This is a genomic window from Luteimonas sp. A537 (assembly GCF_054052065.1).
The window spans coordinates 65,933-80,504 of sequence record NZ_JBSVRH010000005.1 but is presented as its reverse complement, the minus strand read 5'-3'; the positions used below and the strand labels follow the sequence as shown (position 1 = coordinate 80,504).

Here is a 14,572-nt window from a genome sequence, read left to right as displayed (position 1 = left end):
CAGGTTCGTGGACGGCGGGTTCGTGGGCCGCGGATCGCGGCCATGTCGCCTTTACGCGGTGTGCGAAGGATGCAGGCCGTAGCTGCCCCAGGTGGCGGCTTCGGCCAGCACGTGGCCCTGCATCGCGCGCAGCACGTCGCCGGCGGTGAAGCGCCCGGGCAGCTCCAGGCGCTCGACGTCCAGGGCGAACACGCGGAAGAAGTAACGGTGCAGGCGCAGGTCGTGTGCCGGCGGATACGGGCCGTCGTAGCCGGACCAGTCGCCGCCCATGTCCGGGTCGCCGGCGAACCAGCCGGTGTAGTCGTTGAGGCCCTGGCGCGTGCCCGACGGCCCCGGTGGCGTCCGCTTGCCGCCCTTGGTGACGCCGTCGCTGCAGCTGCCGGCCTCGATCGAGGTGACCTGTGGCGGGATGTCGACCATCGCCCAGTGCATGAAATCGCCGCGCGGATGTTCGACCGGGATGTCGACCTTGTCATTGGCGACCAGCGCCGGATCGGTCGGCGCGTCCGCATCTATGCAAAGCAGCGCGAACGCGCGCGTGCCTGCCGGCGCACCGCCCCAGGACAGCTGCGGGTTGCGGTTGCCGCCGAGGCCGTCGGGCGTGCCGAAGGCGAACCCGGCGGGAATCGGCTGGCCGTGGTCGAAGCTTTCGCTGGCGATGTGCATGGCGGTGGCGGTCATGGTGATGTCCTCGTGGTCAGGCTTCGGGATAGCCGAGGCGGCGCGCGACCGGCGCCAGCGCCGCGAACGGGCCGGCAAGCTGGTCGGCATAGCGGCGCCAGTCACCGGCGGCAAAGCGCGGGGTACCGAACAGGCCGGCTGGCGGCGGCGGCAAGTTGCTGCCCAGCGCGCTGCCGATCAGGGCGGCCATTCCGGCAGGGTCGTCGGCGACGTCATCGACACGAAGAAGGCGGTGCGGCACCAGGTTCTGCTCGTGCAGGGTGGCGATCTGGTCGAGCGCGGCGGCAAGCCAGCCGGCCGCGACCCGTGGCGATTCCGCCGCGAACGGCGTACCCGCGGCGAATGCGATCCAGTCCATCAGCATGTCGCGCGGGTCGCGCAGCATGACCAACAGCTGCGCTTCGGGCAGCGCCGCGCGCACCGCGGCGGTGTAGCTGTTGTCCCACCACGGCATCCAGTCGATCACCGCGTCATGGATGCCGCGCCCCGGAAGGGCCTTGCGCCAGGTGGCGATCACCGCAGGCGCATCGAACTTGCCCGAAGCGACGTTCGCCCACGACCCGATGTCCTGGAAGATGTCGGCCGGCGGCTTGGCACCGACGCGGTCGTCGCGGAACGCCGGCACGACCTTCAGCAGCCGCGCGCCGCGCTCGGCCAGCGCACCCGGCAGGCCGAGCAGGAATACCGCCGGAGGCGCGGCGACCGGCGCCGCGGCTTCGGGCCACTCGGCCGGTGCCGGGGTGGCCCTGGGCAATGCCAGGCGATTGCCCGGTCCCGCCGCGATGCGCCGGGTCCAGTGATCCAGCGCGCCGGCAAAGTCACCTGCGCGGTGCCGTGCCAGGCCCAGCCCCATTTCCAGGGTCGCCCTGGCGTCCGGGTGCAGGTCTTCCCGCGCCAGCAACGACTCGATGCGCCGCAGCGCCTCGGCAGGGTCGGTCACCAGCAGCGCGTCCACCAGCTTCATTCCGGCGTCGAAGTGGTCCGCCTCGAGTTCAAGCAGCGCCCGCGCCGCGGCTTCGGTCCCGGCAGGGCGGTTTTCGATGGCGTGGAGCTTCATCTCCGCTTCCAGGGCATCGATCGATTCCGGGCTGTGCTGGCGCCAGCGCTCGATCAGCCCGGCGGCAACGTCGCCAAGCGGATCGAAGACCAGGCGCACGTACCACAGGAGATCGATTCCTGGCGAAGTAGCCAGCGCCGCATCAAGCATGTTCCGCGCTTCGTCGGTCGCGCCAAGCCGGCGCCAGGCCTCGGCGATCGCCGTGGTGACCCGGAGTTCGCCCGGCTGCACCGCGAACACCTCGCGCAGGTGCTGCAGCGCACGCGCCGGGCGGCCCGCCGAAAGTTCGAGCTCGCCGACGAAACGCCGCACCTGCAGCGTGGCCGTGGCCTGGTCGGCCAGCAGCGGGGCAAGTTCGTCGATGGCATCGACCGGGCGCCGCTGGCGGGCCAGCGTGAGCGCGAGCATGAGGCGCGCGTCATTGGCCAGCGGCGGAAAATCGAGCAGCTTGCGGAAGGCCTGTTCGGCGAAGGCGAAGTGCTCCTCCTTGAAGTACGCGAACGCCAGCGCCTGCATGGTCAGCGGATCGTCGGGTACCCGCTGCAGCGCGGCCGACAGCTGCGCGATGGCGGCGCCGCTGTTGCCCTTGCGCAGCGCGATCATGCCGCCGAGCGCCTGCAGTTCGGGATGATCCTGCTCGACCCGCTCGGCCAGGCGCAGCTGGCGCTCGGCTTCGGCGATGTCCCCTCCCGCCAGCGCCAGGTGTGCTCGCATGGCGTAGGCGGCAAAGTGGTTCGGGTCGACGCCTGCCGCCGCGCCCATCGCCTGCCGCGCCGCCTCCAGGTCACGCATGCCGAGCTGCAGGGTGGCATGTTCCATGTGCAGCTCGGCGGCATCGGGAGCCAGTTCGATCGCCGCCAGGATCACGTCGCGCGCGCCGTCGAGGTCGCCGCTGCTACGAAGCGCCAGCGCCAGCAGGCGCTGGGCGTCCACGTCGCCGGGCGCTTGCGCTGCATGGGTGCGCGCCGCATCCAGCGCGGTCCGGGTGTCTCCGCGGCGCAGCGCGTCGAGAATCTTTTCTTGCATGGGAAGGCCGTCCTGCCGGCGCGGCGCGCCGAAAACCCCGATTGTAGCCGCCCGTCCCGCTCAGCCTTCGCCGGCCAGGCGTCCGACCACCCAGCGCTCGGCGTAGCCATCCAGCCGCGGTCCCTCGATGAAGCCGCAATGGCCTCCCCAACCGGCCACTTCCAACCGCGCCGGTGCAGGCAGGACCAGGCGATGGAAGTCATCCACCGGGATCACCGGATCGTCGGCACTGGTCAGGATCGAGGCCGGCACCGCGAGCCCAGCCAGGCGATCGCCGGCGATCGAATAGCCGTCGAAATACGCCTCGAGGCTGCCGAAGTCGGTGTGCCGCAGCACCAGCCATTCGGTGAGCGCGCGCATGCGCAGGCGCAGCACCGCGTCGTCAAAGCCCACGCGATCGGGGAACAGCGCGCGCTTGCGCACCAGCGAGCGCCGCCAGCTGCGCTCGAAGTGGTGCATGTACAGGGGGAATCCCCGCTCCATCGCGTCCATGGTCCGCGCCGGGTCCAACACCGGGCAGACCGCGGCCACCCCGTCCAGCGACAGCCCAGCGGCGGGCGCACGCAGCGCCAGGCGCAACGCGAAGTTGCCGCCCAGCGAATGCCCCGCGACCACCAGGCGCGGCCGCGGCATGCGTCCGGCGACGTCACGCGCGGCGCGCACGACTTCGTCGATGCGCGCGGAATGGAAGATGTCGGGGTTGAGGTGGTGGCTGCCACCGTGGTCGCGGAAGTTGAGCCGGAACACGTCGTAACCACGCGCCAGGAACCCGGCCGCGACCAGGCAGACATAGGCCGACTCCGCGCTGCCCTCCCAGCCGTGCAGGAGCAGCGCCATGCCGCGCGGCTCCACGCCGGGAAGCGCGGTGTGCAGGCCAAGCAGGCGCACATCCCCGCCGCCATCGACCACGACCTCCCGGGTCACCGCGCCGCTGGCGGCGAGCGCGGCCAGCCCGCGGCGACGGCGCAGGGGGCTGCCGGCAAGCACCGATTGCAGGTGCGCGCTGCGCAACCAGCGCGGCGGCCGGTAGGGACTGGTCGTGACCGGGCTCACGGCTCCCGCAGGGCGCCGACGATGCGCTCGCGGGTGATCTTCGCGATAGCGGCGCGGCCCTCGGCCTGGCCCGGCAGCACCGGGTCGAGGAACACCACGTCGACCACGCGCGAAGGCTCGCCGAGGAGGCGCAGGAAGTTCTGCACGAAATTTTCGCGAGGATGGAACGCGACCACGCTCTGGCCCTCGGCGCGGGCGCCGTAGCGCAGCGCGACCGGCTGCACCGCCACCCCGGCCTCGACCGCGGCGGTGAAGATGCGGGCATGGAACGGTCCGACCTCGACGCCGTCGCGGGTGCGCCCCTCCGGGAACACGCCCACCGAACGGCCGCTGCGCAGGCGCTCGACCATCACGTCGAGCACACCGCCCAGCGATTCCTGGCTGCCGCGCTGGTGGAAGATGGTCTCGCCGCGCCGCGCCATGCGCCCGACCAGCGGCCAGCCGTCGATCTCGCGCTTGGCGACGAAGCCCATCATCCGCTGGCTGTGCAGGGCCGAGATGTCCATCCAGCTGACGTGGTTGGCCACGAACAGGGTGCCGCCCGGCAGCGGCGTGCCGACGCGGCGCATGCGCAGGCCGAACACCCGCAGCAGCCCGCCCTGCCAGGCCCTGGCCAGGCGGTGGCGCAGGCTTTCGCCGCCGAAGCCGATCCGGTCGGTGGGCAGCGCGAGGCCGATCATCACCAGTGGCAGGTGGACGAGCGCGTGCCAGAGCAGCATCGGCACGCGCAGGACATAACGGCCCGCGCGCGCCAGGGAGCCACTGGCGGGCGCGGTGGGAACGGTGGGGGAACGCATCGCGAAACGATACCGGATGGCTTCCGGCCCGGGTAGCTTGCCGCCGATCAGGCTGCGGGGACCACTGCCAGCGTCAGGCGCGAAATGCAGACCAGGCGGCCGCGGGCGTCTTCGACGCGGATCTCCCAGACCTGGGTGCTGCGGCCGATGTGCAGCGCGCGCGCGGTGCCCCTGACCACCCCCTCGCGGGCGGCGCGCACGTGGTTGGCGTTGATCTCCAGGCCAACGCAGACTTCGCCCTCGGCCACGCACATGTTGCCGGCGCTGCTGCCCAGGGTTTCGGCCAGCAGCACCGAGGCGCCGCCGTGGAGCAAGCCGTAGGGCTGTCGGGTGCGGGCGTCCACGGGCATGGTCGCGACCAGGTGGTCATCGCCGATGTCGACGAATTCGATGCCCAGGGCCTCGATCGCAGTGCCCTTGGACATGGCATTGAGCGCGGCCAGGTCAAGGCCGCGGCGGAATATCGACGTTGGGACGGTCATGGAGGCTCCAGTGGTCCCGGGCTGACGCCGCGGCGCGCCAGCCTAGGACCGGGTTCCCCCGGGGTCAATCGAGAATCAGACCAGGCGGAAGCGGGAGGTCGGCTGGCTGCCGGGGGCGTAGCGACGGGCGGCGGCGTAGCCGCTGCTGCTGCCGTAGCCGGTGCCGAAGTCGCGTGAGCGGTAGCGCGGCACCTGGCCCGCGGCGCTGCCCGACTTCGCGGCGCCGTTGGCGCTCGCGGCGGCGTGGTGGGCGGCGAAGGAAACGTTGGCGTCGGTGCGATACATGGCGGTGTCCTCTGGGGGTTGTGACTCGGTGTGCTGGTAAAGTACCACACCACAATCCTACTGCAATAGGTAAAAAGTCACGGCAGCCCGTTTCGGCGTTCTTGCCGACAAACGGTCGTCCAGAGGAACACTCAGAGAATCGGGGCCAGCCCGGCACCGAAGGCGGTGAAGATGCGGGTCAACAGGCCGCGCAGGCCGACCCGCACTTCGGGGAAGTCGCCCACCGGCTCGTGGCAGGCGCGGAACCGCGGGTCGCCCGGCGGCGGCGGCTCCACGCAGCCCGGCCCCGGCTGGAACTCGTAGCTGGTGGCGTAGCGCGTCGGCCACAGATCGAACACCGGCAGCGATTCGGAGACCTTGCCCAGCGAGTAGTCCAGGCCCGGCAGCAGCCACGGGCGGTCGCGGCGCGCGATGGTCCAGGAATTGGCCGGCGCCATGTCGCGGCGGACGCTGGCGGCGAGTGCGAGCGCGAACGCCTCGTCTTCGATCACCACCGCGCTTTCAGTGTTGTAGTTGTCACCGCGCGGATCGAAGTTGTGGGTGCCGATCACGCCGATGCGTTCGTCGACCACCAGCGACTTGGCGTGCAGGCCGAAGCGCACGCCGCCGCGATGCAGCGGCACGCGCTCGTGCGCCGAGAAGCCCGACCAGCGCAGCGCCGAGTACTCGCGCTCGAGCGGCCGGATACGCGCACGCTCCCCGTCGCCGCCGGCGGACGTGCCGGCGACGCCGTCCCCATCCAGCTCCACCGTGCCGGTGGCCTCGACGTCGATCGGCGCGTCCTGCGGGAAGGGCTTGAACTCGTGGATCTCGAAGCCGAATTCACGCAGGTGCCGGCGCTTGTACTTGTACGACAGCGCATAAGTGATGAAGGCGTCGGTCGCGGCCAGGCTGTTGGTCGACACCAGCACCCGCGGCGGATCCTCGCGCCCGTGCAGTTCGCGGAACAGGTCCTGCGCCACCGGCGACAGCACCAGGTAGGGCGTCTGCAACAGCACCTCCTCGCGCGCGCCCTCGATCAGCTCGCGCAGGCCGCGAGTGGAAGGCGCCACGCCCTCGTAGTCGCGGCGATGCTTCTGCGGCGGGTCGGAAATGAACTCCACGGCCCCAACCGGCAGCGCGTGCGCCGCCAGCGCATCCACCAGACCAGCGTCGTCGGCGTCGCGCGAGATCCGCTCCACCCGCGCCGGCAGCTGGAAGGGCGCGTGCGGGAGCCGCGGCACGCCATCGCGCAGCAGCAGGCGGCCGACATCGGCCAGGCCCGGCAGCGCGCGGGTCAGGCGCGCGCCCCAGTAGTCCTCGAAGCTTGCCGCCATCTCCGCCACCACCGGGCCGGCCACGAACAGGTCGCGGTCGCGGAAGTTGTACTCCGGGTCCCAGTCGTAATAGCTGTTCTGGTAGTTGCGCCCGCCGGTGACCCCGGCCACGCCGTCGATCAGCAGCAGCTTGTTGTGCATGCGCTGGTTGAGCCGCCGCCAGCAGCAGGCCGCGGCGAGCACGTACTGCGGATAGCTGATGCGCGCGCGTCCCAACACCGGGTTGTAGATGCGCATCTCGAAGTTGGCGTGGGCCCCGGCCAGCGCGGCCAGGGTCTCGACCTCGCGCAGCGCCGACAGCTGGTCCACCAGCACCCGCACCCGCACGCCGCGCCGCGCCGCGGCCAGCAGCTCGTCAAGGAACAGATGGCCGGCGTCGTCCTCGTCGAAGATGTAGGTCTGCACGTCGATGGTGCGCTGCGCCGAGCGCACCATGCTCAAGCGCGCGAGCAGCGCATCCTGCCCGTAGTCGAGGATCAGCGCGTGGTGGCGCGGCGCGCCGGGGGCGCTGTCGGCCATGGCGTCGAGCCCCAGCCTGCGCAGCGCCGAAGGCGTGGCGCAGGCATCGTCGCGCAGGCAGTCGACCAGCACCGGACGCGCCTGCCCGGCCACGCGTGCCGCGGCCGCGGCCTGTTCCGGCGTCAGCGTGGCGCAGCCGCCGGCAGCCAGCGCGGCGGCCAGCAACAACAAGCGCAACAGCACCTTCATCCCACGCCCCCCGCCCCGGGCGGTTCCGCATTCCCACTGTTGTCCCCCATCGCCCGGATACGCAGCTGGAAGCGGACCTTGCGCCCGATCACAACGCTCCAACGGGTCATTCCGTAGTGGCTGCGATCGATCAGGCCCGCCGCCAGCACCGGACAGTCCAGCGCCGGCCGCGCACATGTCGAGGGCAGCACCGTGAACGCCTCGCGGTGCTGCACGTCACGGATGCTGAGCACGCCAGGCAGCGCGCCGCCGTCCACCAGCAGTCGCGGATCGAAGGGGTCGGACACGAAGCTGAGCCAGGGATAGCGCTCGGCGTCGAAGAAGCCCCTGCCGCGGGTGAGATAGGTATGGCGCCGACTGCCGAGGATCTCCACGTCGGTCGTCGACAGCGACAGGCGCACCTGCTGGCGGCCATCGGCCAGGTGCGTCAGGCGGCCTTCGAAGACCGGAAAGCGACCCTCGACCACGTCGCCCCAGCGGGTGGCCAGGCTGAAGCCGACTTCCGAGGTCGCGGTGTCGACGTCCGCGGCGCGGACCGGAACGGCCGCCGGCAGGATGGCGGCAACGAGGGCGACCAGGAACGCGCAGGCAGCGACCGGGACACGCCTCACGGCCACCAGAAGTCGATGAGGCGCGCCGCGCCAGGCTCGACCTCGGCGCCCACCGGCAGCTGCAGCATCGCGATCGAGCCCGGCGGCATGCCGCGGTATTCCCCCGACTGGCCGCTGTGCAGCAGCGCCACCAGGCGCTCCAACCCCGGATTGTGGCCGACCAGCATCAGCCGGCCGACATCGCGATGCTGGTCGGCCAGCGCCGCCAGCGTGCCGGCGGTGGCGTCATAGATGGAGGGTTCCAGGCGCTGCTCGACGTAGCCGACCACGCCGAACACGGCTTCAAGCGTCTCGCGCGTGCGCCGCGCCGGCGAGCACAGCACCTGGTCGGGCAGCAGCCTGTGCTCCAGCAGCCAGCGCCCGGCGGCCTCGGCCTCGGCCTGGCCCTCCGGCGAAAGCGGGCGATCGAGGTCGGCCTGTCCCGGCCCCGCCGCCTCGGCATGGGCGTGGCGCAGCAGCAGGATGTCCCTCACGTCGGTTGCCATCGGTCGATTCTCCATTTGTCCGCCGCGAACGGCTCAGGCCTTGCGCAGCCATTTAAGCAGCGGCGCCCAGTCCGCCTGATGGTTGCGTACCTGGGCGGAACGGTAGTCGAACAAGCTGCGCCCCAGGCCCACCAGCAGCACATAGGCCTGGCTGTCGCGCAACGAGGCCACCACCGGGTAGGGCCACTGCCCCAGCAGGTCGAGCGTGGCCTGCGACGCGTTGGTCCACGGCTTCATGCGGTTGGCGACCAGGCCCACGCGCAGGTCGCCGCGGCGGACCCTTGCGTGCTGGGCCAGCGAGTTGAGGAAGAGCACGGTGGCGTCGAGGTCGAGCGCCGAGGGCAGCACTGGCACCACTACGGCGTCGGCATGTTCCAGCCAGGTCCCCAGGTCGTCCGCCATGGCGCCGGCCGGCGCATCCACCACGACCCGCTGGGTATCTTCCGGCAGCGACTTCCAGGCAGTCCCGGCGCGCCTGGCACCGGCGATCGGCAGGACCGCGCTTTCCAGCCCGGCGCGGCGCTCGGCCCAGCGGGTGGACGACTGCTGTGGATCGGCGTCGATGATCACCGTTCGCAGGCCGTCGACGGCCGCATGCGCGGCGAGGTGGGTTGCGATCGTGGTCTTGCCTGCACCGCCCTTGGAACTGGCCACCAGCACCGTCTTCATGCGCTCTCCGGTCACGTCCGCCAACGTACGGCAGTCGAGGGTACACCGCCCGACACGACATCGCGCACCTAGAATGCACCGACTCCCGAGCACTGGCACCACGCACCCGATGAGCGACCTGCAGGACCTGGCTGCGCTGATCCGCGCCGATACACCGTTGATCATCGTCGAAACCCCGGACGAGCCGCGGGTGGTCGAACTGTTCCGGCAGTCGCTGCTGCACGTCTGGCGCGCGCTGTACCGTTGGACCATCACCGAAGGCTTGCGCCGCCTGGACCTCGACGGCGAGGACCCCACCGACGACGCCCCCGACGCCACCAGCACCCTGCGCGCGATCCATGGCGCGGAGCAGCGCGGCGTCTACCTGCTGCTCGATTTCCACCCCTACCTGGGCTACGCCGGCACCCAGCGCATGCTCCGCGACCTGGTCCAGCGCCGCGGCTGCCAGCCGCACGTGCTGGTTCTGGTCGGCCACAAGGTGGAGCTTCCGGCGGAGCTCGAAGCCAAGGCGGTGCGCTTCGGCATCCGCCTGCCGGACGCCAACGCCCTGCTCAAGCTGGTCCGCGAGGAGGCCCTGCGCTACCAGGCCGAGCACGGCGGCCGCCGGGTCGAGGCCGACGCCGACGCGGTGAAGCTGATCGTGCGCAACCTGCAGGGCCTGGCCCTGGGCGACGCCCGGCGGATCGCCCGCCAGCTGATCTTCAACGACGGCGCGCTCGGCCACGACGACCTGCCGCAGCTGGCGAAGCTCAAGTTCGAGCTGCTCAACCGCAGCGGGCACCTGCATTACGAATACGACACCGCGGGATTCGCCGACGTCGCCGGCGCGCGTGCGCTGAAGCGCTGGATCGACCAGCGGCGCGGGGTGTTCACCTCCGGCAACGCGCCGCCCGGGCTGGATCCGCCCAAGGGCGTGCTGCTGCTGGGCGTGCAGGGCTGCGGCAAATCGCTCCTGGCCAAGTCGATCGCCGGCGGCTTCGGCGTACCGCTGGTGCGGCTGGACTTCGGCACGCTCTACGACAAATTCCACGGCGAGACCGAGAAGAACCTGCGCGCCGCGCTTGAATCGACCGAACAGCTGGCGCCCTGCGTGCTCTGGATCGACGAGATCGAGAAGGGCCTGGCCTCATCCACCGGTGACGGCGACGGCGGGGTTTCACGGCGCGTGCTCGGCTACCTGCTGACCTGGATGGCGGAGCGCAAGTCGCACGTCTTTCTGGTCGCCACCGCCAACCAGGTGCACGAGCTGCCGGCGGAGCTGCTGCGCAAGGGGCGCTTCGACGAGATCTTCTTCGTCGACCTGCCGGGCGTGGAGACGCGGCGCGAACTGTTCGCGCTGCACCTGGGCAAGCGCGGGCTGGATCCAGTGGGCTTCGACCTGGATGGCCTGGCCACGGCCGCCGAAGGGTTCTCGGGCGCCGAGATCGAGCAGGCCATCGTCTCCGGCCTGTATGCCGCGCACGCAGCCGGCACGCCGCTCAACGACTTCCTGCTGCGCGCCGAGCTCAAGCGCACGCGGCCGCTGTCGGTGGTGATGGCCGAGCAGGTGGATGCACTGCGCGGCTGGGCGCTGGGGCGGACGGTGCCGGCCGACTGAGCGCCGGGGGCCGCATTCACTAGGGTCACTCCCAGCTGGCGCCGCCGGCCGGGCTGGCTAGGCTTCATGGCATCGATCCGTGGAGTCGGCCATGAGCTTCCAGGTATCCAGCCAGATGTCCATCGCGCAGCAGATGCGCCTGGACAACCGCTTTGCAGTCGCCCTGCAGCCGCCGCCGCAGCTGCAGCAGGTCGCCAACCAGTATCCCCAGGGCGATGGCAGCTTCGCCGGCCAGGTCGCGGGCACCCAGCCGCAGCCGGACCTGGACCTGCAGATGGCGATGATGGCCAACGATGTCTACGCGGCCGACAACCCGCAGACCGAGCAGGCCCTGACCGACGCCGGCTGGACCGCGCTCGAGCCCAGCGCCGACGGCAGTTCGCTGGTCGACGCGCAGGGCAACGAGATCCCGATCGATCCGGCGCTGCTCAGCACGTCCGAAGGCTTCGACGCCTCGATCTACCAGAACGACCAGGGCCAGTACGTGGTCGCCTACCGCGGCACCGACGACTGGGGCCTGGCGCCGTCCGGCGATGCCGACGACAACGCGCAGCAGGGCCTCGGCTTCGAGAGCGGCCAGTACAAGGACGCCGTGGCCCTGGCCGAGGCCGCCAACCGCGTCTTCGGCGACGGCAACGTGGCATTCACCGGACACTCGCTGGGTGGCGGCCTTGCCTCCGCCGCGTCGCTGGCCACCGGCGTGCCGGGCGTGACCTTCAACGCGTCGGGCCTGAGCGACCAGACCCTCGAATCGCTCGGATTCAATCCGAACGCCGTGCGCGAGGACGCCGCCGACAGCGGCCAGCTGCGCCGCTACATCGTCAACGGTGATCCGCTGAACGGCGCGCAGCAGGACCTGCCGATCATCCCGATCCTCGGCATGTCGCCGCCCAACGCGGTCGGGCATGAGCTGCGCATCGACCCGCCCGCCGGCATGGGCGGCATCGGCGACCTTGCCGCCCTGCATGGCGGCGGTGGCGACAACGCCTCCTACGTCGACGCCCTGCAGCAGAACACCGCCTACGATCCCTCTACCCGTCCCAGTCTGTCCGAGCGCGCCGGAAGCGCCGTCGACGGCGGCCTCGACCGGCTTGGCGACTTCGCCAACGACGCCCTGTCCGCAGGCGGCCGGCCCATCCTCGGCTGGGCCATCGACCAGGCGCTTGACGTCGGTGGTGACATCGCCGGCGGCACCATCGGCGTGGTCGGCAACATCGGCCGCGACGGCCTCGAGCGCGTGGGCGAGTACAACCTCAACCAGCTTGGCAGCGTGATCCGCCAGGGCCAGGACGTGGTCGGCGACCTCTGGGACAACGGCGCCGAGATGATCGACGGCATCGGCGAGGCCGGGCGCGAGGCCTTCGCCAACGGCGACCACGTCGACGGCACCGCGCAGGTGGTCGGCGACGTGCTCGACTTCGCCATCGACAGCGTCGGCGACATCGCCGACGGCGCGCTGGGCCTGGTTGGCGACACCACCCAGAACCTCGCCAATGCCGGCGGTGGCCTGCTGCGTGACATCGGCGACGCCACCGGCCTCGACGCTCCGCTCGACGCCGTGGCCGGGTTCGTCGAGGGCACCGGCAAGGTTGTCAGCGACATCGCCGACGGCGCGGGCGACGTCATCGACACCGTCACCGACGTGATCGGCGACGGCGTCGAGGTGGTGTCCGACTTCGTCGGCGACGTTGGCCAGGCCACTTCGGACGGCGTGGAATGGCTGGGCGAGAAGCTCAACCCGACCAACTGGTTCTGAGCCATCGGACCGGCGCCACGCAAGCTGCAGCCGTGACGTAGTAACGTGACCCGCATGACCGACGCAGCCCCCGTGCTCCCGCTCGCGGCGCCCTCCCGCAGGATGGCGCCGCGCTGCGTTCGCGCATTGCTGGCCGCGTCGCTGATGCTCGCCTCCACCGCCGGCTGCGCCCGGCAAGGGACAGACGTGACTCCAGGAAAGGGCTTCGACAATCCCGGCAACGCCCAGCTTGCCGACGCCGTGACCGGCGGCGACGAAGCGCTCGCGCGCGAGCTGCTCGCCGCGGGCGCCAATCCGAACAGCGTCGACGACCAGGGCCAGCCGCTGCTGCAATGGGTGATGAAGCAGGGCGACCGCGGCGCGTTCCGCCTGCTGCTCGCGCTTGGCGCGGACCCGGCGCTCGGCAACGCCGACGGCCGCACCGCATTGCACCTGGCGGCGATGGGCAAGACCCAGGGCTGGCTGGAGGTGCTGCTCGAACACGGCATGTCGCCGGATACCCCGAACACCACCACCGGCGCCACGCCGCTGTTCGACGCGCTGCGCGCCGGCAGCGACGACAACATCGCGCTGCTGCTGGGTGCCGGCGCCCGCCTGGACGTGGCCGATCGCAACGGCACCACGCCGCTGCACCAGGCGGCCCTGGTCAAGGACTCGGGCGCGGTCCTGCGCTTCCTCGAAGGCGGCGCCGACCCGCGTGCCACCGACCGCACCGGCGCCACGTTCCAGGACTACCTGTTCCGCGGCGACCCCAAGCTGCTCAACGTCGCCACCCGCCGCGACCTCGAAAAGATCGACGCCTGGCTCGAAGCCAACGGCGTCGCGGTCACGCCGCGCAGCTGAAGCCGCGGCGAGGGAGCTGCCTGGGCCTCGCACCGACCCTGCTGGCCTCGCACCGACCCTGTGGGAGCGGCTATAGCCGCTCCCACAAGGGCGCGGTTACGGCCACGGGCCCAGCTGACCGCCGTCAGCGTCGCGGCTGCTGCCACGGCGCCCGCCACCCTGCCGGTGGCTCCTGCGCAAGACGGGCCTCGGCCAAGGTGCGCCTGACCAGCGCGTCTTCGGTATCGATCGCGGGATCGGCTAGCAGGCGGGCGAGCAGCTCCGCATCGCCCGTACCGGCCTCCTCCCGCCCTGACAGCTCCGCCAGCTGCTCCTGGCGCCAGTCCACGCCGCGGCGGCGTGCATCCAGCGGCGCGCGCTCGGCAGCGCTGCGGGTCAGCGCGCGCGCCATCGACAGGCCGATGCGTTCGTCGAGCACCGTCTGCGGTCGGGCCAGCAGCACATCGGCCATGTGACGGCACGCATCCGGGCGGCCTGTCGCGCGCAGCTGGCGCCCCGTGCAAGCAGCCAGCACCTCGCGGTAGTCCGGCAACAGCACCCCGTGGAGCGACGACGCCCAGACCGCGGCATGCGCTGCCGCCGATGGCTGCGTACCCTCCCCGAACGTCGCCCATTCCGCCCGCGTGGGCGAATGCCTGGCCAGCGCGTCGGCGACCCAGCGCAGCATCGGGTACGGATCGGGCGCGTTGCGGGAGGATTGTGCGGCGGCGGAAAGCAGAGCCTCGGGTCCGAGACCCTGGTGCAGCAGCGGCGCCAGGTTGCCGGGCGAGAGCGCCTGCCAGCGGCGCGCGGCGGCGGTGGCCGCGGCCTGCTCGCCAGCCACCGTGCCCGCGGCCAGCAGCAGCTGCTGGGTGATGGTGTCGCCGGCGCCCTTGGCCTCCGCGCCCGAGCGCCAGCGGGAGGCGTCCACGCCGGCGGCGACGCGTCCGCCTTCGTCATACGGCTGCGCCATTGCTTCCAGCAGGGTGGCCAGCGCCAGGTCGCGGGCGCCGTCCGAACGCCCCAACGCCGTCGCCACGCGCAGACCATAGGCCTGCCAGGCCTCGGCGCGCTGCTGCGCACGCTGCAGCTCGGCTTCCGTGGGCGCGGGCTCCGAAGGCATCTGTGCAAGGGCGGGCGCGGCCAGCGCCGGCAGCAGCAGGAGGGGCAACAGGAAGCGGATGCGCATGTGCGGCTCCATCAGCGTGGTCGATCGGCGCAGCATAT

General features: G+C 71.5%; 14 protein-coding genes. 3 read left to right on the top strand and 11 right to left on the bottom strand.

Translation table 11 applies throughout. The features are described from left to right. Positions 1–51: 51 nt before the first annotated feature. The 10 genes from ACW7GZ_RS13565 to ACW7GZ_RS13520 form a co-directional block, all read right to left on the bottom strand. Entirely contained in the window at positions 52–666 is a 615-nt protein-coding gene (locus ACW7GZ_RS13565; protein WP_457005100.1) for a YbhB/YbcL family Raf kinase inhibitor-like protein, read from the bottom strand. A 31-nt stretch (positions 667–697) separates the two neighbouring features. Next, entirely contained in the window at positions 698–2,764 is a 2,067-nt protein-coding gene (locus tag ACW7GZ_RS13560; protein ID WP_457009708.1) for a tetratricopeptide repeat protein, read from the bottom strand. A 60-nt stretch (positions 2,765–2,824) separates the two neighbouring features. Next, positions 2,825–3,817, bottom strand: coding sequence for a YheT family hydrolase (locus ACW7GZ_RS13555; protein ID WP_457009706.1), 993 nt, complete (start codon positions 3,815–3,817; stop codon positions 2,825–2,827). Continuing rightward, positions 3,814–4,614: a lysophospholipid acyltransferase family protein gene (locus ACW7GZ_RS13550; RefSeq protein ID WP_457004882.1), complete on the bottom strand. Its 801-nt coding sequence runs from the start codon at positions 4,612–4,614 to the stop codon at positions 3,814–3,816. The genes ACW7GZ_RS13555 and ACW7GZ_RS13550 overlap by 4 nt, the downstream gene beginning before the upstream one ends. A 47-nt stretch (positions 4,615–4,661) precedes the next feature. After that, positions 4,662–5,096, bottom strand: coding sequence for a hotdog fold thioesterase (locus ACW7GZ_RS13545; protein ID WP_457004880.1), 435 nt, complete (start codon positions 5,094–5,096; stop codon positions 4,662–4,664). Positions 5,097–5,171: 75 nt separating this feature from the next. After that, positions 5,172–5,381, bottom strand: a complete 210-nt coding sequence (locus ACW7GZ_RS13540) for a hypothetical protein (RefSeq protein WP_457004878.1) — start codon at positions 5,379–5,381, stop codon at positions 5,172–5,174. Between the two features lie 131 nt (positions 5,382–5,512). Next, positions 5,513–7,405, bottom strand: a complete 1,893-nt coding sequence (locus tag ACW7GZ_RS13535; protein WP_457004876.1) for a phospholipase D family protein — start codon at positions 7,403–7,405, stop codon at positions 5,513–5,515. After that, positions 7,402–8,016 (bottom strand): YceI family protein, encoded by a 615-nt coding sequence (locus tag ACW7GZ_RS13530; protein ID WP_457009704.1) that lies wholly within the window; start codon positions 8,014–8,016, stop codon positions 7,402–7,404. The genes ACW7GZ_RS13535 and ACW7GZ_RS13530 overlap by 4 nt, the downstream gene beginning before the upstream one ends. After that, positions 8,013–8,489: a SixA phosphatase family protein gene (locus ACW7GZ_RS13525; RefSeq protein ID WP_457005098.1), complete on the bottom strand. Its 477-nt coding sequence runs from the start codon at positions 8,487–8,489 to the stop codon at positions 8,013–8,015. The genes ACW7GZ_RS13530 and ACW7GZ_RS13525 overlap by 4 nt, the downstream gene beginning before the upstream one ends. Before the next feature lie 45 nt (positions 8,490–8,534). Further along, the gene (locus ACW7GZ_RS13520) at positions 8,535–9,170 is read right to left on the bottom strand and encodes a nucleotide-binding protein (RefSeq protein WP_457004874.1); all 636 of its coding nucleotides are present in this window, start codon (positions 9,168–9,170) and stop codon (positions 8,535–8,537) included. A 109-nt stretch (positions 9,171–9,279) separates the two neighbouring features. Between ACW7GZ_RS13520 and ACW7GZ_RS13515 the strand changes: the two genes are divergently transcribed. From ACW7GZ_RS13515 to ACW7GZ_RS13505, 3 genes are all read left to right on the top strand, one after another. Then, positions 9,280–10,767, top strand: coding sequence for an AAA family ATPase (locus ACW7GZ_RS13515; RefSeq protein WP_457009702.1), 1,488 nt, complete (start codon positions 9,280–9,282; stop codon positions 10,765–10,767). A 91-nt stretch (positions 10,768–10,858) separates the two neighbouring features. Further along, entirely contained in the window at positions 10,859–12,523 is a 1,665-nt protein-coding gene (locus ACW7GZ_RS13510) for a hypothetical protein (protein ID WP_457004871.1), read from the top strand. Between the two features lie 54 nt (positions 12,524–12,577). Further along, positions 12,578–13,366, top strand: a complete 789-nt coding sequence (locus ACW7GZ_RS13505; RefSeq protein ID WP_457004869.1) for an ankyrin repeat domain-containing protein — start codon at positions 12,578–12,580, stop codon at positions 13,364–13,366. A 124-nt stretch (positions 13,367–13,490) separates the two neighbouring features. Here ACW7GZ_RS13505 and ACW7GZ_RS13500 read toward each other — a convergent pair whose 3' ends face one another. Then, positions 13,491–14,534 (bottom strand): hypothetical protein, encoded by a 1,044-nt coding sequence (locus ACW7GZ_RS13500; RefSeq protein ID WP_457004868.1) that lies wholly within the window; start codon positions 14,532–14,534, stop codon positions 13,491–13,493. Positions 14,535–14,572 lie beyond the last annotated feature (38 nt).